The sequence below is a fragment of the Pseudazoarcus sp. NS34 genome (assembly GCF_059703725.1).
Map to the genome: position 1 here is coordinate 82972 of NZ_BAAKIZ010000003.1, position 18885 is coordinate 101856.

The window sequence follows — 18885 nt, forward strand, 5'->3', positions numbered from 1 at the left end:
CCGACCTACCCGACCGGCCCTTCGCAGAACAACGCTTGGCCCGATCAGGGCCGAGTCCGCAAAACAGAACGGCATGAGGAGACAATCCATGACCGCCAACAAGAACGTTTTCCTGCAAAACGACCCCGATACGCAGGAAACCGCCGAATGGCTCGATGCGCTCGACGGCGTCATCGCCAATGAAGGCCCGCAGCGCGCCCACTACCTGATCGAACGCCTGATCGACAACGCGCAGCAGCAAGGCGCCGACATCCCCTACTCGGCCAACACCCAGTACATCAACACCATTCCGGTCGATCTCCAGCCGCCGTATCCGGGTGATGCGGACATGGAACTGAAGATCCACTCCTACATCCGCTGGAACTCCATGGCGATGGTGGTGCGCGCGAACAAGCACACCAACGTCGGTGGCCATATCGCCAGCTTCGCCTCTGCCGCCGCGCTGTACGACGTCGGCTTTTCGCACTTCTGGCACGCGCCGAACGGCAAGCACGACGGCGACCTGATCTTCTTCCAGGGCCACGCCGTACCGGGTGTGTATGCCCGCGCCTACATGCTGGGCCGCTTCAACGAAGAGCAGATGGACAACTTCCGCCAGGAGACCGACGGTACGGGCATCTCGTCCTACCCGCACCCCTGGCTGATGCCCGATTTCTGGCAGTTCCCGACCGTGTCGATGGGCCTCGGCCCGATCCAGGCGATCTACCAGGCACGCTTCATGAAGTACATGGCCAGCCGCGGCCTGATCGACGCCGACAAGGCTGCGCAGCGCAAGGTCTGGGCCTTCCTCGGCGACGGCGAGACCGACGAGGTCGAATCGCTGGGCGCCATCGGCATGGCCGCGCGCGAGAAGCTCGACAACCTGATTTTCGTCATCAACTGCAACCTGCAGCGCCTCGACGGCCCGGTACGCGGCAACGGCAAGATCATCCAGGAACTCGAAGGCGAATTCCGTGGTGCCGGCTGGAACGTTATCAAGGTCATCTGGGGCACGCAGTGGGACACGCTGTTTGCTCAGGACAAATCCGGCGCGCTCAAGCGTCGCATGCTGGAAGTGGTCGACGGCGAGTACCAGACCTACAAGTCCAAGGATGGCGCCTACGTTCGCGAACACTTCTTCAACACGCCCGAACTCAAGGCGCTGGTGGATGACTGGACCGACGAGGAAATCTGGCGCCTGAACCGCGGCGGCCACGACCTGTTCAAGATCTTTGCCGGCTACAACGCCGCCGTGAACAACGTCGGCCAGCCGACCGTGATCCTGGCCAAGACCATCAAGGGTTTCGGCATGGGCTCTGCCGGCGAGGCGATGAACATCTCGCACCAGCAGAAGAAGATGGACGTCGACGCCATCCGCCGCTTCCGCGACCGCTTCGACCTGCCGGTGCCGGACGACCAGCTCGAGAAAATTCCGTACCTGAAGTTCGCCGAAGACTCGCCCGAGTACAAGTACATGCTCGAGCGCCGGCAAAACCTCGGCGGCTTCCTGCCGCAGCGCCGTCGCAGCGCCGACGCACTGCCGGTGCCCGAACTCTCCGCCTTCGACGCGCTGCTGAAGGCCTCGGGCGACGGCCGTGAGCTGTCCACCACGATGGCCATCGTGCGCATCATGAACACGCTGCTGCGCGACAAGAAGATCGGCAAGCACATCGTGCCGATCGTGCCGGACGAATCGCGCACCTTCGGCATGGAAGGCATGTTCCGCCAGTACGGCATCTGGAGCCAGGAAGGTCAGAAGTATCTGCCGGAAGACCACGACCAGCTGATGTTCTACAAGGAGAGCGTCGACGGCCAGGTGCTGCAGGAAGGCATCAACGAAGCCGGCGCCATGTCCGACTGGATCGCCGCCGGCACCGCTTACAGCGTGCACGGCGTGCAGATGGTGCCGTTCTACATCTTCTATTCGATGTTCGGCCTGCAGCGCACCATGGACCTGTGCTGGGCCGCCGGTGACCAGCGCACCCGCGGCTTCCTGATTGGCGGCACGGCCGGGCGCACCACGCTCAATGGCGAAGGCCTGCAGCACGAAGACGGCCACAGCCAGATTCTGGCCGGCGCCATCCCCAACTGCGTCACCTACGACCCGACTTTCCAGTACGAGCTGGCAGTCATCGTGCAGGACGGCATGCGCCGCATGTTCGCCGAGCAGGAAGACGTCTTCTACTACCTCACGGTGATGAACGAGAACTACGAACATCCCGAGATGCCGAAAGGCGCCGAGCAGGACATCCTCAAGGGCATGTACGCCTTCCGCAAGGGTGGCAAGGGCAAGGGGCCGCGCGTGCAGCTGCTGGGCTCCGGCACGATCTTCAACGAGGTCATCGCCGCCGCCGAACTGCTCAAGAAGGACTGGGGTGTCGAATCCGACATCTGGGGCTGCCCGAGCTTCAATGAGCTGGCGCGGGACGGCCAGGCCACGGCTCGCTGGAACCTGCTGCATCCGACCGACAAGCAGAAAAAGGCACACGTCGAGAGCTGCCTTGATGGGGTCAAGGGCCCGGTCATTGCCGCCACCGACTACATCAAGCTGTTCGCCGAGCAGATCCGCCCCTGGGTTCCGGGCCGCTACACGGTGCTGGGCACCGACGGCTTCGGTCGCTCGGACACGCGCGAGAAGCTGCGTCATTTCTTCGAGGTCAACCGCTACTGGGTGACTGTGGCTGCGCTGAAAGCACTGGCCGACGACGGCACCATCGAAGCCGCCAAGGTTGCCGAAGCCATCAAGAAATACGAGCTCGACCCGAACAAACCCAACCCGATGACGGTTTGAGGAGAACGCCGCGATGAGCCAGTTGATTGAAGTAAAGGTTCCGGACATCGGCGACTTCGACGAAGTCCCGGTCATCGAGCTGTTCGTGAAAGTCGGTGACACCATCGAGAAAGAAGACTCGATCTGCACCCTGGAATCGGACAAAGCCACGATGGACGTACCCTCGTCCGCCGCCGGCGTGGTCAAGGAAGTCTTGATCAAGGTCGGCTCGAAAGTGGCCGAAGGTGCTGTGCTGATCAAGCTCGAAGCCTCGGACGCCGCCGCGAGCAAACCGGAGCCGGCCAAGGCCGAAGCACCGGCGGCCGCCCCGCCCGCCCCCGCTGCTGCCCCGGCGCCCGCTCAGAAGGCCGCCGCGCCGTCGGCTGGCGACGTGGTTGAAGTCAAGGTGCCCGACATCGGCGACTTTGATGAGGTCCCGGTCATCGAGCTGTTCGTGAAAGTCGGCGACACCATCAAGGAAGAAGACGCAATCTGCACGCTCGAATCCGACAAGGCGACGATGGACGTGCCCTCCTCGGCTTCCGGCGTCATCAAGGAAGTGCTGGTCAAGGTCGGCAGCAAGGTCGCCGAAGGCTCGGTGCTGATCAAGGTCGAAGCGGTTGCGTCCACCAGCGTGCCGGACACAGCGGCCGCCTCCCCCGCACCGGTTCCTGAGAAGGCGCCGGAGCCCGCACCCGCTCAAGCATCAGCCGCTCCGCAAGCTGCTTCTGCTGATGCCGCCCCGCCACCGGCTGCCGCCAACACCCCGACGCCGGTCAAGATCGGCGGCGCGGTGCATGCCAGCCCGTCGGTGCGCTCCTATGCGCGCGATCTGGGTGTGGACCTTTCGCAGGTCAAGGCCAGCGGCCCGAAGGACCGCATCCTGCGTGAAGACGTCACCGCCTACATCAAGGGTGCGATGACTTCCGGTGTCGTACCAGGCAAGACTCCGGCCGCAGCGGCTGCAGGTGGCGGTGGTGGCGGGCTTGATCTGCTGCCGTGGCCGAAGGTCGACTTTGCCAAGTTCGGCGAAGTCGATGTTCAGCCGATGAAGCGCATCAAGAAGATCTCGGGCGCCAACCTGCACCGCAACTGGGTCATGATTCCGCACGTCACGCAGTACGACGAGACGGACGTCACCGACCTCGAGACGCTGCGCAAGGAGCTCAACGAAACCCGCGAAGCCAAGGCTTCGGGCGTGCGCTACACGATGCTCGCCTTCGTCATCAAGGCGGTGGTTGCCGGGCTCAAGAAATACCCGCAGTTCAACACCTCGCTCGACGGCGACAACCTGGTGTTCAAGAAGTATTTCAACGTGGGCTTTGCGGCCGACACCGAAAACGGCCTGGTCGTGCCGGTCATCAAGAACGCCGACCAGAAGAGCGTCACCGACATCGCGCTGGAAATGGCCGAACTGTCCAAGAAGGCCCGCGACGGCAAGCTCGGCTCGGCCGACATGCAGGGCGGCACCTTCTCGATCTCCAGCCTCGGCGGTATCGGCGGCACCTACTTCACGCCGCTGATCAACGCGCCGGAAGTTGCCATCCTGGGGCTGTCGAAACTCAGCATCAAGCCACTGTGGGACGGCGAGAAGTTCGTGCCGCGTCAGGTACTGCCGCTGTCGCTGTCGTATGACCATCGCGTCATCGACGGCGCCGAGGGCACCCGCTTCATCGACTACATCAGCAAGGCGCTGGCCGACATGCGCCGCACGCTGATCTGACCGGGAGACCCTCATGGCAACGATTGAAGTGAAGGTCCCGGACATCGGCGACTTCGACTCCGTACCGGTCATCGAACTGTTCGTGAAAGCCGGCGACACGCTCAAGAAAGAAGACGCCATCTGCACGCTGGAATCCGACAAGGCCACGATGGACGTGCCCTCGCCGGAAGCCGGAACGGTCAAGAAGGTGCTGATCAAGGTCGGCGACAAGGTTGCCGAAGGCAGCGTGCTGCTGGAACTCGAAGCGGCCGGCGAAGCTTCCCCTCCCCTTCAAGGGGAGGGCCAGGGTGGGGATGGGGTTAAGGCTGCCGCTGAATCCGGCAAAACCCATCCCCCTCCCAACCTCCCCCTTGAAGGGGGAGGAGAAAACGCTCCCGCTCCCGCCGCTGCCAGCCACTCCGGCGCCGCCGACATCGAATGCGACGTGCTGGTGCTCGGCGCTGGCCCCGGCGGCTATTCGGCGGCTTTCCGTGCCGCCGACCTTGGCTTGAAGACCGTCATCATCGAGCGCTACCCGACGCTGGGCGGCGTGTGCCTGAACGTCGGCTGCATTCCGTCCAAGGCCCTGCTGCATGTGGCTGGCGTGATGGATGAAGTCAGCCACTTTGCCGACCTGGGCGTCACCTACGCCAAGCCCAAGCTCGACATCGACAAGCTGCGCGGACACAAAGAGAAAGTCGTCGGCAAGCTCACCACCGGCCTGGCCGGCATGGCCAAAGGCCGCAAGGTGGAAGTCGTGCGCGGATACGGCGCCTTCCTCGACCCGAATCACGTCGAAGTCGAGCTGACCAGCGGCGACGCGCAAGACAAGACCGGCGACAAGAAGGTCATCAAGTTCAAACACGCCATCATCGCGGCGGGTAGCCAGGCGGTGCGCCTGCCCTTCATGCCGGAAGACCCGCGCGTGGTGGACTCCACCGGTGCGCTGGAACTCAAATCTGTGCCGAAGCGCATGTTGGTCATCGGCGGCGGCATCATCGGTCTGGAAATGGCCACGGTGTATTCCACGCTGGGTGCGCGCATCGACGTGGTCGAAATGCTCGACGGCCTGATGCAGGGCGCCGACCGTGACCTCGTGAAGGTGTGGGAGAAGGTCAATGCCCCGCGCTTCGACAACGTCATGCTCAAGACCAAGACGGTTTCGGCCGAGGCCAAGAAGGACGGCATCTGGGTCAAGTTCGAGGGCGAGAAAGCCCCCGCCGACGCGCAGTGCTACGATCTCGTGCTGGTCGCAGTGGGACGCAGCCCGAACGGCAAAAAGATTGCCGCCGACAAGGCCGGCGTGGCGGTGACCGACCGCGGCTTCATCGAAGTCTGCAACCAGATGCGCACCAATGTGCCGCACATCTTCGCCATCGGCGATATCGTCGGCCAGCCGATGTTGGCGCACAAGGCCGTGCATGAAGGCCACGTTGCGGCCGAAGTCGCCGCCGGCCAGAAGTCCAGCTTCGACGTGCTGCAGATCCCGTCGGTGGCCTACACCGACCCGGAAGTGGCGTGGGCCGGCCTGACCGAACTCGAAGCCAAGGCCAAGGGCATCGAGTACGAGAAGGCGGTGTTCCCGTGGGCGGCCTCCGGCCGTGCCATTGCCAACGGCCGCGACGAGGGCTTCACCAAGCTGCTGTTCGACAAGAACACGCACCGCATCATCGGTGGCGCGGTTGTCGGCACACATGCCGGCGACCTGATCGGCGAAGTCTGCCTGGCGGTTGAAATGGGCGCCGACGCGGTGGATATCGGCAAGACCATTCACCCGCACCCGACCCTGGGTGAATCCATCGGCCTGGCGGCCGAAGTCGCTCACGGCAGCTGCACCGACCTGCCAGCGCCGCGCAAGCGCTGACACCGGGCATGTGAACGACAAACGGGGCGCTACGGCGCCCCGTTTGTTTTATGGCAGCACTTCAACGCATGCCTGAAGCCCAGCCTTTCAGTGATGCTTGTGGCCGTGATCACCAGATGACGCGGCGCCGTGATGCCGTGTCAGCGAACGCACGGGCGCTTCGATCTGGATGCTCTCGCGCTTGCCATCCGAGGTTTCGACCGTCAGCGTGAGCGGCACGCGATCGCCCTCCTTCACCTGCGCTTCGAGGTCGATCAGCATCACGTGGTAGCCACCCGACTTGAGCTCGACGGCTTGGCCGGCCGGCAGATCGACCCCGTCTACCGCACGCATGCGCATCACGTTGTCAGCGCCGAGCGTCATCTCGTGCACCTCCGCAAGCTTGGCCGCCGGCGAAGCAACCGATACCAGCCGCGCGCCGTCCTTGGCCGTCAGCGTCATGAACGCCCCGGTTGCACGCTGATGCGGAACGGTGGCGCGAACCCACGGGTCGCTGACCTGCACGGCCGCATGTGCATGGTCATGCGCCTGAACGCCAAGCGGTTGAAGGAAGGAAATTGCAGCCAGAACGAGCAGTTTCTTCATGGTGACCTCACGACAAATGAAACGAATGAAATCGCCGCCGCAAGCGCATCGCACGCGCGGCAATGATTCACGAGTCAGGGGAAAACGCGGCCCGAATACGCCGGGCCCGACAGCTTCAGCGCGGCGCTGGAGGTGCGCGCGGATGCGCATCCGGCCAGGTCGGAACGGAAGCGGCTGAGGAAACCGCAGGAAGCGGCACGGCATCGGCGCCACGATGCGAAACAAAGAGCGCCGCTGATGCCGCAGGCAATACGTCGTCGAAGGACGACACCAGGCAATACGGGCAGTGCTGGACCAACAAGGCCGGTGCAGAGGGATCAGAGCCGCCGTCTGCGATCTGGCGGGCCTCCACGCCATTGACGGTGCATACGTCCATCCAGCCAGGACCCAACGAACTGCGCGACGCAAATGCCTGCGCCAACGCCGGAACGAGGGCCGCAGCCAGCATCACGACGATGAGCAGCCGAGAGAGCGAAGCTTTCAAATGGACGAAACGACGCATGGACATGAACGGGTCACTGGACGGGGCATTCTAGCCGAACGCAGGTGTCCGCCAGCAAGCACAAAAAAGCCCGCATCCGGACAAGCCGGAGGCGGGCTGCTTCAATGGATCAGAATCAAGGCGCGCCTTGACCAGTGAGCAAGGACACCACGAACAGGACCAGGAAGATGAAGAACAACACCTTGGCGATCCCTGCGGCGGTTCCCGAAATGCCGGTAAAACCAAGCAGACCAGCAACGAGCGCAACTCCCAGGAAGATCAGAGTCCATCCCAGCATTGTGGAGCCCTCCGCTTAGTTTTTGCCCGTTGCCTCTTCAGCAGCGTCGTCGATCTCTTCGCCGGCATCCTCGACGGGACCGTCGTTGTCCAGCGATTCCTGGACGCTTTCGGCGGCATTGTCGATCTTCTCGCCAGCACTTTCGGCGGGCCCTTGGGGATCGAGCTTGTCACGAACGTCCTCGACCGCCTTGTCGATGGCCTCACCGGTCTTCTCCGCCGGGCCGGGCTCCGAGCAGCCAACCAAAACGAAAAACGGGATGGCCAGCAGCATCGGCAGAACGCGGGTTTGGTTTCGCATTACTCGCTCCTTGTTGTTTGCGAGCACGCAGTCTAGCAACCCCCAAACCCTTTATAGGCAAGGCTTACAAAGCGATCGTCTTGCTTACATTTTGCATAAGTCACCCCAGCCATACGCGGGCGTTGCGGAACATGCGAGCCCACGGCGAATCCTCGCCAAGCGAGTCCGGCGCCCAGCTCATCTGCACCGTGCGGAAGCTGCGTTCGGGGTGCGGCATCATGATCGTGAAGCGCCCATCCGGCGTCGTGCAGCCCGCCAGACCGTCCGGCGAACCGTTGGGGTTGGCCGGGTAGCGCAATGCCACTGCGCCGCGATTGTCGACGTAGCGCACGGCTGCCAGCACCGCCGCCTGATCGGCGTCCGACGCGAAAACCGCCCGGCCCTCACCGTGGCTGACAACAATCGGCATGCGGCTGCCGGCCATGTCGGCAAACAGGATTGACGGGTTAGGCAGAATTTCGGTCATCACGAAACGCGCTTCGAACTGCTCGCTGCGGTTGCGCTGGAAAGTCGGCCACTGCGCGGCACCCGGAATGATCTCGGCGAGGTTCGCCATCATCTGGCAGCCGTTGCACACCCCCAGCGCAAAAGTGTTGTCGCGCTCAAAGAAGGCCTCGAACGCCGCCCGCAGCGCCGGGTTGAACAGGATGGACTTGGCCCATCCCTGGCCGGCACCGAGCACGTCACCGTACGAGAAGCCGCCGCAGGCGGCCAGACCGTGGAAATCATCGAGCTTGTAACGCCCTGACTGCAGATCGGACATGTGCACGTCAAACGGTGCGAAACCGGCACGCTCGAAGGCCGCCGCCATCTCGATCTGGGAGTTCACGCCCTGCTCACGCAGCACGGCAATCTTGGGCCTGCTGCCGGTGGCAATCATCGGCGCGGCGACGTCCTGCGCGGGGTCGTAGGTCAAGGCCACCGACAGACCGGGATCGGCCGCATCGGCAAGTGCCTCGAACTCTTCGCCTACGCACTCGGCGTCATCGCGCAGGGATGCAATGCGATAGCTGGTTTCGGACCAAGCCTGCAGCAGCTCGACGCGCGAAGCCTCGAACACCAGCCTGGCGTTGCGACGAAGGCGGATGGCATCCAGATCATTGGGTTCGCCAATGAAATGGCAGGCCAGTCCGGCATCGCGCAGAACACTGGCGACGCGCGAACGGTCGGCGTGGCGGATCTGCACGACCGCGCCGAGCTCTTCGGCAAACAGGCTGGCGAAAACGCGATCGTTGAAGCGGCCCTTGAGCGTGTCGGGGTGCTTGTCGAGGCCGTCGACGTCGTTTGCGCCGGCGTCGTAGCAGATGGTGTCGAGCACGATCGACAGGCCGCACTTCGACGCAAACGCCATTTCGCACAGCGTGGCAAACAGGCCCCCGTCGCTGCGGTCGTGATAGGCCAGCAGCAGATCGTCCTGGCGCAGCGACTGAATGGCATCAAAGAACGCCTTGAGGCGATCTGCGCTGACGTCGGGCGCATGTTCACCAACCGAGCCGTACACCTGCGCAAGCGCGGAACCGCCCAGGCGGTTGGCGCCGTCGCCAAGATCGATCAACAGCAGTTCGGTGTCGACGCCGTCTTCGAGCTTGAGTTGCGGCGTCAGCGTACGGCGCACATCCTCGACCGCCGCAAACGACGTGACGATCAGCGACAGCGGCGAAACGACCTGCTTGTCCGCCCCCTTGTCGTTCCACGCCGTGCGCATCGACAGCGAATCCTTGCCAACCGGAATCGACAAGCCGGCGTCCTGGCAGAAACGCGACACGGTGGCAACGGTGTCAAACAGACGTGCGTCCTCGCCCTTGTGGCCGGCAGCAGCCATCCAGTTGGCGGACAGCTTGACCTTGCCCAGATTGGCGATGTCGGCCGCCGCGATATTGGTGATGGCCTCGCCCACCGCCATGCGACCGGAAGCCGGCGCATCCAGGCAGGCCAGCGGCGTGCGTTCCCCCATGGCGAAGGCCTCGCCCTTGTAGCCGTGGAAATCGAGCGCGGTAACGGCCACATCCGCCACCGGAATCTGCCACGGGCCGACCATCTGGTCGCGCGCCGTGAGACCGCCGACCGAGCGATCGCCGATGGTGATCAGGAAGTTCTTGCTCGCCACCGACGGCAAACGCAGGACGCGGAATGCGGCCTCACGCAGCTCAATGTCGGTCAGGTCGAACGGCGGCAGATGCGCGGCGCGGCGCGAGACCTCACGCGTCATTTTCGGCGGCTTGCCGAGCAGCACCTGCATTTCCATGTCGACCGGCTTGTTGCCGAAATGGCGGTCAGAGACAGTCAGTTGACCATCATCGGTGGCCGCGCCGAGAACCGCGAAGGGGCAGCGTTCGCGCTCGCAAATGGCACGAAAATCGGCCAGACGCTCGGGCGCGATGGCCAGCACGTAGCGCTCTTGCGACTCGTTGCTCCAGATCTCGCGCGGGCTCATGCCCGGCTCTTCGATGTGCACTTCGCGCAGCTCGAAATGCGCGCCGAGCTTGGCCGAATCGGCAAGCTCCGGCATGGCGTTCGACAGACCACCTGCACCGACGTCATGAATCGCGAGAATGGGGTTGTCCTCGCCCTGCTGCCAGCACGCGTCGATGACTTCCTGACAGCGGCGCTCGATTTCCGGGTTGCCACGCTGCACCGAGGCGAAGTCTAGATCCGCGGTATTGGTGCCGGTAGCCATGCTGGAAGCCGCACCGCCGCCCAGACCGATCAGCATGCCGGGGCCGCCGAGCTGGATCAGCAGGGTGCCGGGCGCGAACTCGATCTTGAAGGATTGCTCGGCCTGGATGTTGCCCAGACCGCCGGCGATCATGATCGGCTTGTGGTAGCCGCGCACCTCGCCTTCCACCTGCTGCTCGAAAGTGCGGAAATAGCCGGCGAGGTTCGGACGGCCGAATTCGTTGTTGAACGCAGCGCCGCCGAGCGGCCCCTCGATCATGATGTCCAGCGCCGAGGCTATGCGTTCCGGCTTGCCGTAGGCCGCTTCCCACGGTTGGGCAAAGTCGGGAATGTTCAGGTTCGACACCGAGAAGCCGGTGAGACCTGCCTTGGGACGCGAACCACGACCGGTCGCGCCCTCGTCGCGGATCTCGCCGCCGGCGCCGGTGGACGCACCCGGAAACGGCGAGATCGCCGTCGGGTGGTTGTGCGTCTCGACCTTGGTCAGGATGTGCGTCAGTTCGCGATGGTAGGTCCAGCGACCATCGGCGTCCGGATACAGACGATCGCCTTCGGCGCCCTCGATGATCGACGCGTTGTCCGAGTACGCCACCACCGTGCCCTGCGGATGCGCCTTGTGCGTCTCGCGAATCATGCCGAACAGCGTCTTGCCCATCTCCTGACCGTCGATCACCCAGTCGGCGTTGAAGATCTTGTGACGGCAGTGCTCGGAGTTGGCCTGCGCAAACATCATCAGCTCGACGTCGGTCGGGTCGCGCTGGATACGCGTGAAGTTGTCGACGAGGTAATCGATCTCGTCATCCGACAGTGCCAGACCCAGTTCCGTGTTGGCCGCGACCAACGCGTCACGCCCGCCGGCCAGCACACCAACGGTGGTCAGCGGCTGCGGTGCATAGTGATGGAACAGCGCGTCGGCTTCACCGAAAGCCGTCAGCACCGATTCGGTCATGCGATCGTGCAGCAGCGGCGCAAGCGCATCGCGCTCCGGATTCGACAGCGACTTCACGCCTGCAAACAACCAGGCCGTACCACGCTCGATGCGCACGATCTTGTCGAAGCCGCACTGGCGCGCGATATCCGTGGCCTTGGAAGACCAGGGCGAGATGGTGCCCAGACGTGGCACGACCAGCAGCATCGGATCAGACACGCTGTCGGCTACGCCGTCGGCTCCGAGCAGGTCGATCAGACGCGCGCGCTCGGCGTCCGACAGCGGCGCGGTCAGTTCGACGAAATACCAGTGGAGGGGTGCGACCGAGCGGGCCGACGGGAACCGCGCGGAGAGTTCCGGCAGAAGTCTGGCAAGGCGGGCGGGAGACAGCGCCGCGCCACCGCGCAGCTTGAGGATTTCGGCCATGGACACGCTATCGGAAAGGGGTTGGAGCAGGCATACGCACCTGCTCGGGAAAGGGTCGCATTATAACCGACCCCACCCCCTTCCATCCGCCGCCCGACCGGAGCCGAGAGCAGATCGCGTCAGCGCGACGCGGTGAACTTGTCCTTGTCGAGCGTGACCGAAGCGGCCGTCGCGTCCGGACGCGGAGCGACCGGGGCCGGCCGCGGCGCGAGCGGAACTCGCGTTTCGGCGCCCGCTGCTGCGGGGTTGACCGGTTCACTGCGCATCGGCGCTGCCGCTGCCGGGCGTGCCGGCGGAGCTACCTCGACCCGCGCAGTGGCGCGTTCCGCTGCGTCTTCGTGAATGCGCACCAGTTTGCCTTCAACGGTGGACCCGCAGTCCATCTGCAACTGCCGGTAACGCACGTTGCCGACCACATTGGCGCTGATCTGCAATTCGGCGAAATGCTCGACCTCGAGATCACCGGTGATGTTTCCGTTGATCACCGCGTCGTAGGTATGAACCTTGCCGGTGATGACACCCTTCTCGCTGAGCACCAGCAACCCTTTGGTGCCGGGTTTGCCGAACACATTGCCCTCGACATGACCATCAATGCGCAGTCCACCCGAGAAATGCACGTCACCAACGATATGCAGGTTGTCAGCAATCAAACTGGACAGCTTGCTGACCTCGATACCGCCCTTCTTCTTCTTGCCGAACATGCCTTACCCCCGTTGCCGCGAAATCAGCGCCCCTGCCCCTGGCCGGTCGCTGATCGTACAAATTCGAGTTCTTCGCGCATCTGCTTGTGCTGTTCGTTGAGCACCGCGAGCTGACGCTCCAGCTCGCTACGCGTCACTATGGAAATCTCAAGGTCCATGCGCGCAGACTGCAACTCTGCACGCGTACGCGCCAGCTCTTCCTCAACCTCGGAGATGCGCGAGTCGAACTGCAGTATGGACGTGTTCTGAGCAACGTAATACAGGGAGGCTGCGCCGATCAGCGCAGAGAACACGAAAATCTTGAGGAAACGGAAGAAACCAAGCTTGCCTTCACCTGGCGACGCCAGAACGACCTTGCCGGTAGTGAGGTGGCGGTTGGCGGTATTGGAGCGGGAATGCATTACCAATCAGACGGCGCTGAACTGCGCGAGGTAGGCCTTGGGGTCAACAAAGCGGCCGCCGCGGAGAATCTCGAAATGCAGATGCGGGCCAGTTGAGCGACCGGTGGTACCGACGCGCGCGATCTGCTCTTCCGGCATGACGACCTGACCGACCTTCACCAGAACGGCCGAAGCATGCGCATAACGCGTCACCAGACCACCGCCATGATCGATCTCGACGGTGCGGCCGTACTGGGCACGATAGCCTGCGAAAATCACCCGGCCGCCAGCGCTGGCGTAAATCGGCGTACCGGTGGGAGCGGGATAGTCGATGCCACTGTGAAAGGCGCGCTTGCGCGTGAATGGATCGAGGCGGTTACCGAACGAGGAAACAACCGCGCGACCACGCACCGGCTCGCGCCCCGGACGGGCCATGTGCGCGAGGTTCAGCGTCACGACGGCTTGATCAAGCTCTTGCATCAGAACCGAGAGACGCTCGATACCACCCTCGACGTTACTCAGATGGCTGCCCGCCGCTCCGGGACCGATGGCCGATGCGCCGTCATCACCGCGCACTTCGGGATCCAGCAACGGACCACCGGAGGGCTTGCCGGGCTGCGTTTTGGCAAGGCGTCCTTCACGGGCGACGTCTGCGGTGCTGGTGCGCTCTTCCATTTCCTTCAGGATGCCGACACGGAAGGCCAGATCGCGTGCTTCCGTCTCGAGCTGCGCCATGCGGCCGGTCAACTCGCCGATGCGATCAATCAGGATGCGGCTTTCGGAAGGGGACTCGTGCGCCAGATCGGACACCGGAATCGGCTGATCCAGCGAGTACTGGGCAGCCGCAGGCGCCAAGCGGCTGACGCCATAGCCAATCGCAATTCCCGCGGCCAGCAACATCAAGGTGCCAAGCGACAGGATCGCAACAGCGGATCGCATGCTCATCGATCGCGCACGCGAAGTGGCCAGCGAACCTTCAGAGTGGATTACAAAGGCCACCCACGCCCTCCATCGATAACTGCAGAGCTCTTCAGCTCAATCTGTTCGGTCAGCGCGACGATACGGTAGATTCGCAGGAATCAATATTCGTCACAACTTTTAACGAATGGCAGTCTAACACCAGCACTCGGAGGGTCCGCAAGAGGAATTATTGCTGAAGGTATCAAATGACATTTGCAACCGGCGTGCCTGAAACGAAACAAGGCGCTACAGCGCCTTGTTTCCGGGCGATTCACCCACTCAGTGCTTGCGGTGCGAAGCCAGTGCGAGCCACGTATCGACGACGGTATCCGGATTCAGCGAAAGACTGCGAATCCCCTCATCCATCAGCCATTCGGCGAAGTCGGGATGATCGGATGGCCCCTGCCCGCAAATACCCACATATTTATCGGCCTTGTTGCAGGCCCGAATGGCCATCGACAGCATCATTTTGACCGCAGGGTCGCGCTCGTCGAAGGCATGAGCAACCAGACCCGAATCGCGGTCCAGACCCAACGTGAGCTGGGTAAGATCGTTCGAGCCGATCGAGAAACCATCGAAACGCTCGAGGAAGGCATCGGCCTGCAAGGCGTTGGACGGGATCTCGCACATCATCACCAGCCTGAGTCCGTCCTTGCCGCGCTCGATACCGTGCTCGGCGAGCAGTTCGATGACGGCGTCGGCCTCACCCAGAGTGCGGACGAACGGAATCATGATCTCGACGTTGGCAAGCCCCATCTCGTTGCGCACCTTTTTCAGCGCGGCGCATTCCATCTCGAAGCAGTCGCGGAAGCTCTGCGCGATGTAGCGCGACGCGCCACGGAAGCCGAGCATGGCGTTCTCTTCTTCCGGCTCGTAGATGTCACCGCCGAGCAGCTTGCGATACTCGTTCGACTTGAAGTCCGAGGTGCGCACGATCACGGCCTTGGGCCAGAACGCGGCGGCGATGGTAGCGATGCCTTCGGTCAGCTTGTCGATGTAAAACTGACGCGGGCTGGCGTAACCACGCGAACGGCGCTGGATCTCCTCGCGCAGGCTGGCCGGCACGCGATCGATGTCGAGAATGGCCTTGGGGTGGATGCCGATCATGTTGTTGATGACGAACTCCAGCCGCGCCAGGCCAACACCGTGGTTCGGAATCTGCGCGAACTCGAAGGCCAGCTCCGGGTTGCCGACGTTCATCGTGATCTTGAGCGGGATGTCCGGCAGATTGCCGGTGTCGGTGGTGATGACCTCGTAGTCGAGCTTGCCGCGGTAAACGTAGCCGGTATCGCCCTCGGCGCAGGAAATCGTGACCTCCGCGCCCTCCTCCAGCACTTCGGTGGCGTTGCCGCAACCGACGATGGCCGGGATGCCGAGCTCACGCGCAATGATCGCGGCGTGGCAGGTTCGCCCGCCACGGTTGGTGACGATGGCCGCGGCGCGCTTCATCACCGGCTCCCAGTTCGGGTCAGTCATGTCGGTGACCAGCACGTCACCCGCCTGCACGCGGCTCATTTCGGAAGCGTTGGCCACCACACGCACGGTGCCCGCGCCGATCTTCTGGCCGATCGCACGACCGTGCGTCAGCGCCTTGCCGTACTGCTTGAGGCGGTATTTCTCCATGACGTGAGCCGAAGCCTGCGACTTCACCGTCTCGGGGCGCGCCTGCAGGATGTACAGCTTGCCGTCCTGGCCGTCCTTGCCCCACTCGATGTCCATCGGACGGCCATAGTGCTGCTCGATGATCACGGCGTAGCGCGCCAGTTCGAGAACGTCTTCGTCGGACAGCGAGAAGCGGTTGCGGTCGGCGTCCGGCACGTCGACGGTGCGCACCGATTTGCCGGCCTGACGCGCGTCGGTGAACTCCATCTTGATCAGCTTGGAACCCAGGCTGCGGCGCACAACGGCCGGCTTGCCCGCGGCCAACATGGGCTTGTGCACATAGAACTCGTCGGGGTTCACGGCGCCCTGCACCACCGTCTCGCCCAGTCCATAGGAGGCGGTGACGAACACCACGTCCTTGAAGCCGGACTCGGTGTCGATGGTGAACATCACGCCGGAAGCGCCGGTATCCGAGCGCACCATGCGCTGCACGCCGGCCGACAGCGCGACGATGTCGTGCGCAAAATCCTTGTGCACGCGGTAGGCAATGGCGCGGTCGTTGTACAACGACGCGAACACTTCCTTCATGGCGTGCAGGATCGCTTCAAAGCCGTGGATATTGAGGAAGGTCTCCTGCTGACCGGCGAACGACGCATCCGGCAGATCTTCAGCCGTAGCCGACGAACGCACCGCGAAGCTGCCCTCGCCATCGGCGGTAAGCGCATCGTAGGCGGCGTGGATTTCCTGCTCCAGGCGTTCCGGGAACGGCGTATCGACGATCCAGCCGCGAATCTCGGCACCGACCTTCGCCAGTTCCACGACATCATCTACATCCAGCGTTGCCAGCCTGGCGCTGATACGCTCGGCCAGCCCCTGATGGGCAAGAAAGTCGCGATAGGCCTGCGCCGTGGTCGCAAAACCACCCGGGACGCGTACACTGTCGGGCAGCTGACTGATCATTTCCCCGAGGGACGCGTTCTTGCCGCCGACCTGTTCGACGTCGGTCATGCGCAGCTCGTTGAAGGGGATGACGTAGCGGGTCATGTAGACTTCCTCGCATGCGGTTGGACAAAGTGCCAGTTGGCGCGGATTCTATTCAGATTTGCTGCGGTGCAGTACGGTAGTCTCCCTTATTGACCTAGGTCAATTTTTTTGAGCCGATCAATGGCAAACCCCATCGCGCGTACCGCCTTCTTCATCTCGGGCAGCACCGGCATCACGGCCGAGACGCTGGGCCACAGTCTCCTCACGCAGTTTCCGGATGCCAAGGTGCACAGCGTGCGTATTCCGTTCGTGACCGACCGAGATCGCGCCGAAGCCTGCGTCGCGCACATTCGCGCTGCAGCCGAACGCGACGGCGTGCGGCCGATCGTGTTCAGCACGCTGGTCGATCCGAAAATAGTCGACGCGCTGCGTGTTGCGGATGCCCTCTACATCGACCTCTTCGACCGTTTCATCGGCCCGCTCGAAACCGAACTCAACATGCGCGCCTCGCATATTGCCGGGCTTTCCCATGCCATCACCGCCAGCGGCAACTACCAGGCACGCATCGAAGCCATCAACTACGCAATGGCTCACGACGACGGTGTCTCGTCCGACGGCGAACTCGACGCTGCCGATGTCATTCTGGTCGGCGTATCGCGCTCAGGCAAGACGCCGACGAGTCTCTACCTCGCGATGCAGTTCGGCGTCAAAGCCGCCAACTATCCGCTGATCCCCGAGGACTTCGAGCGCAACCGCCTGCCGCGCGCAATCGAGGCTCAGCGCGGCAAGCTGTTCGGCCTGGATATCGCCCCCGAACGCCTGTCGCTGATCCGCGAAGAACGCCGTCCGGGCAGCAACTATGCTTCCCTCAACAACTGTATTCACGAAATTGCTGCAGCGCAGAAACTGATGCGTCGCGAGAACATCCCATGGATCGACTCGACCACGAAATCCATTGAGGAAATCTCCGCTACCATCCTGCAAGCCATCGGACTGGAACGCCACGCCTGGTAGTTCCGCACTCCGGCAGTAGCGCATTGCGCCCGCGCAGCGGGCAACACGAAGGACACCATGACACGAACCCGACCCAAACGCCGTGGCGGCCTCAGCCGCGACACCGAACACCTGATCTGGCTCGCCACCGGTCTCGCAGAGTCCGGCAGCCTCGCCGAAGACCGCTACTGGGAAAGCCAACTCGTCGAGAATGTCGACCGGCTGCTCGCCGACCACGATGAAGATGCGCTCAACGCCGCCCTCGACCAGCTCTATGCCAAGGATGCGCGCGGCTACGAAGAGCTCGCCGACTTCATCGAGTCGCGCACGGAAACCTCTTCGGCCCTCGACGACGCCCACGACGTGCTGCTGATCGGCGCTCCGATTCTTGCCTGGTCGCGCTTCCGCATCCCGTCGAGCACCATTCCTCCGGCCGCACTCGCCAATCTGCGCGTACATCTGCAAGCCCACATCCTGAGCTCGCACGCAAAGCTCGCGCTTGCCGACTACCTGTTCAGCCCCGACCAGCTGCCGCGTGGTTATTGCGCGACCAGTGAGTTCGCGGACGCCATCGGCAAGGCCGCGCTTGCCGAGCAGAACCTGCACATCGAAACCGAAGGCATGCCGGAGACGGCGCATTTCCTGTCCGACACACGCTACCTGCTGGCCGCCATTTCGGTGCCGAAGGGCAAGCCCATTTTCAGCTGGCAGGAACCCGGCACCAGCCGCGACGACGCGCTCGACCGCTGGCGCAGCCAGGGCGGCGCCAGCCTGGCCCCGCTGCTGCCCGGTTGCGCCACCGAAGTCGTGCTGCCGGAGGCCTACTTCGCCGCCAGCCGCGAGGCCGACCGCGAAAGCCGGCCCTATGCGATTCGCGCCTCGGTGGCCTTTCTCGGTGCCGAACTGGAAACGCCAGCCACCAACCTGCGCGCCGTCATCGCGCCCTTCCACGACCGCGACCTCGAGGAATACCGCATCGGCTTCGCGCGCCGTGACGACGACACCGTCGTGCACGGCGTGGTGTGGCCGCTGCTCGGCGCGGAGGATGACCAGTCCGAAATCCCGTCACAGATCGAAGCCGTGTTGCGTGATTGCGGCGTCGGCGATGTCATTTTCCTCGACCACCGTTTCCCGCTGGAATTCTGCGACGACTGCGGCGCGCCGATGTACCCGTCGGCCGAAGGCGAAGTCGTGCATGCCGAGATGCCCGACGGGCACGGTGAGCAGACCCCTCGCCACCTGCACTGAACGGAGCG

At 63.5% G+C, this 18885-nt stretch carries 14 protein-coding genes; 5 read left to right on the forward strand and 9 right to left on the reverse strand.

From position 1 onward, the window contains the following. Window positions 1-88: 88 nt before the first annotated feature. Genes aceE through lpdA form a run of 3 tightly spaced genes read left to right on the forward strand, consistent with a single transcriptional unit; the run spans window position 89 to window position 6315 of the window. Window positions 89-2770: a pyruvate dehydrogenase (acetyl-transferring), homodimeric type gene (gene aceE / locus AC6H0N_RS10535; protein WP_497574069.1), complete on the forward strand. Its 2682-nt coding sequence runs from the start codon at window positions 89-91 to the stop codon at window positions 2768-2770. Between the two features lie 13 nt (window positions 2771-2783). After that, the gene (gene aceF, locus AC6H0N_RS10540) at window positions 2784-4472 is read left to right on the forward strand and encodes a dihydrolipoyllysine-residue acetyltransferase (RefSeq protein ID WP_497574070.1); all 1689 of its coding nucleotides are present in this window, start codon (window positions 2784-2786) and stop codon (window positions 4470-4472) included. A 13-nt stretch (window positions 4473-4485) separates the two neighbouring features. Continuing rightward, window positions 4486-6315 (forward strand): dihydrolipoyl dehydrogenase, encoded by a 1830-nt coding sequence (gene lpdA / locus AC6H0N_RS10545; RefSeq protein WP_497574071.1) that lies wholly within the window; start codon window positions 4486-4488, stop codon window positions 6313-6315. Between the two features lie 87 nt (window positions 6316-6402). Here the strand turns inward: lpdA and AC6H0N_RS10550 are convergent, their stop codons facing one another. From AC6H0N_RS10550 to ppsA, 9 genes are all read right to left on the reverse strand, one after another. Continuing rightward, entirely contained in the window at window positions 6403-6900 is a 498-nt protein-coding gene (locus tag AC6H0N_RS10550; RefSeq protein ID WP_497574072.1) for a copper chaperone PCu(A)C, read from the reverse strand. Window positions 6901-7015: 115 nt separating this feature from the next. Beyond that, window positions 7016-7408, reverse strand: coding sequence for a DUF2946 family protein (locus tag AC6H0N_RS10555; RefSeq protein WP_497574073.1), 393 nt, complete (start codon window positions 7406-7408; stop codon window positions 7016-7018). A 109-nt stretch (window positions 7409-7517) separates the two neighbouring features. Next, on the reverse strand, window positions 7518-7679 hold the full coding sequence (locus AC6H0N_RS10560; RefSeq protein WP_497574074.1) for a DUF1328 domain-containing protein: 162 nt from the start codon (window positions 7677-7679) through the stop codon (window positions 7518-7520). Between the two features lie 15 nt (window positions 7680-7694). Continuing rightward, window positions 7695-7952 (reverse strand): hypothetical protein, encoded by a 258-nt coding sequence (locus AC6H0N_RS10565; RefSeq protein WP_497574075.1) that lies wholly within the window; start codon window positions 7950-7952, stop codon window positions 7695-7697. A 127-nt stretch (window positions 7953-8079) separates the two neighbouring features. Next, window positions 8080-12009: a phosphoribosylformylglycinamidine synthase gene (purL, locus tag AC6H0N_RS10570; RefSeq protein ID WP_497574076.1), complete on the reverse strand. Its 3930-nt coding sequence runs from the start codon at window positions 12007-12009 to the stop codon at window positions 8080-8082. Between the two features lie 119 nt (window positions 12010-12128). Then, window positions 12129-12710, reverse strand: coding sequence for a bactofilin family protein (locus AC6H0N_RS10575; protein WP_497574077.1), 582 nt, complete (start codon window positions 12708-12710; stop codon window positions 12129-12131). Between the two features lie 23 nt (window positions 12711-12733). Continuing rightward, complete coding sequence (locus AC6H0N_RS10580; RefSeq protein WP_497574078.1) at window positions 12734-13111, reverse strand: hypothetical protein; 378 nt, start codon at window positions 13109-13111, stop codon at window positions 12734-12736. Window positions 13112-13117: 6 nt separating this feature from the next. Then, window positions 13118-14035: a M23 family metallopeptidase gene (locus tag AC6H0N_RS10585; RefSeq protein ID WP_497574079.1), complete on the reverse strand. Its 918-nt coding sequence runs from the start codon at window positions 14033-14035 to the stop codon at window positions 13118-13120. Between the two features lie 294 nt (window positions 14036-14329). Beyond that, window positions 14330-16696: a phosphoenolpyruvate synthase gene (gene ppsA / locus AC6H0N_RS10590; RefSeq protein ID WP_497574080.1), complete on the reverse strand. Its 2367-nt coding sequence runs from the start codon at window positions 16694-16696 to the stop codon at window positions 14330-14332. 120 nt (window positions 16697-16816) lie between these two features. Between ppsA and ppsR the strand changes: the two genes are divergently transcribed. Both ppsR and AC6H0N_RS10600 read left to right on the forward strand, forming a co-directional pair. Continuing rightward, window positions 16817-17650, forward strand: coding sequence for a posphoenolpyruvate synthetase regulatory kinase/phosphorylase PpsR (ppsR, locus tag AC6H0N_RS10595; RefSeq protein ID WP_497574081.1), 834 nt, complete (start codon window positions 16817-16819; stop codon window positions 17648-17650). Window positions 17651-17707: 57 nt separating this feature from the next. Then, window positions 17708-18877 carry a DUF2863 family protein gene (locus AC6H0N_RS10600; RefSeq protein ID WP_497574082.1) on the forward strand — a complete coding sequence of 390 codons (1170 nt, stop codon included), beginning with the start codon at window positions 17708-17710 and terminating at the stop codon, window positions 18875-18877. Window positions 18878-18885: the final 8 nt, after the last annotated feature.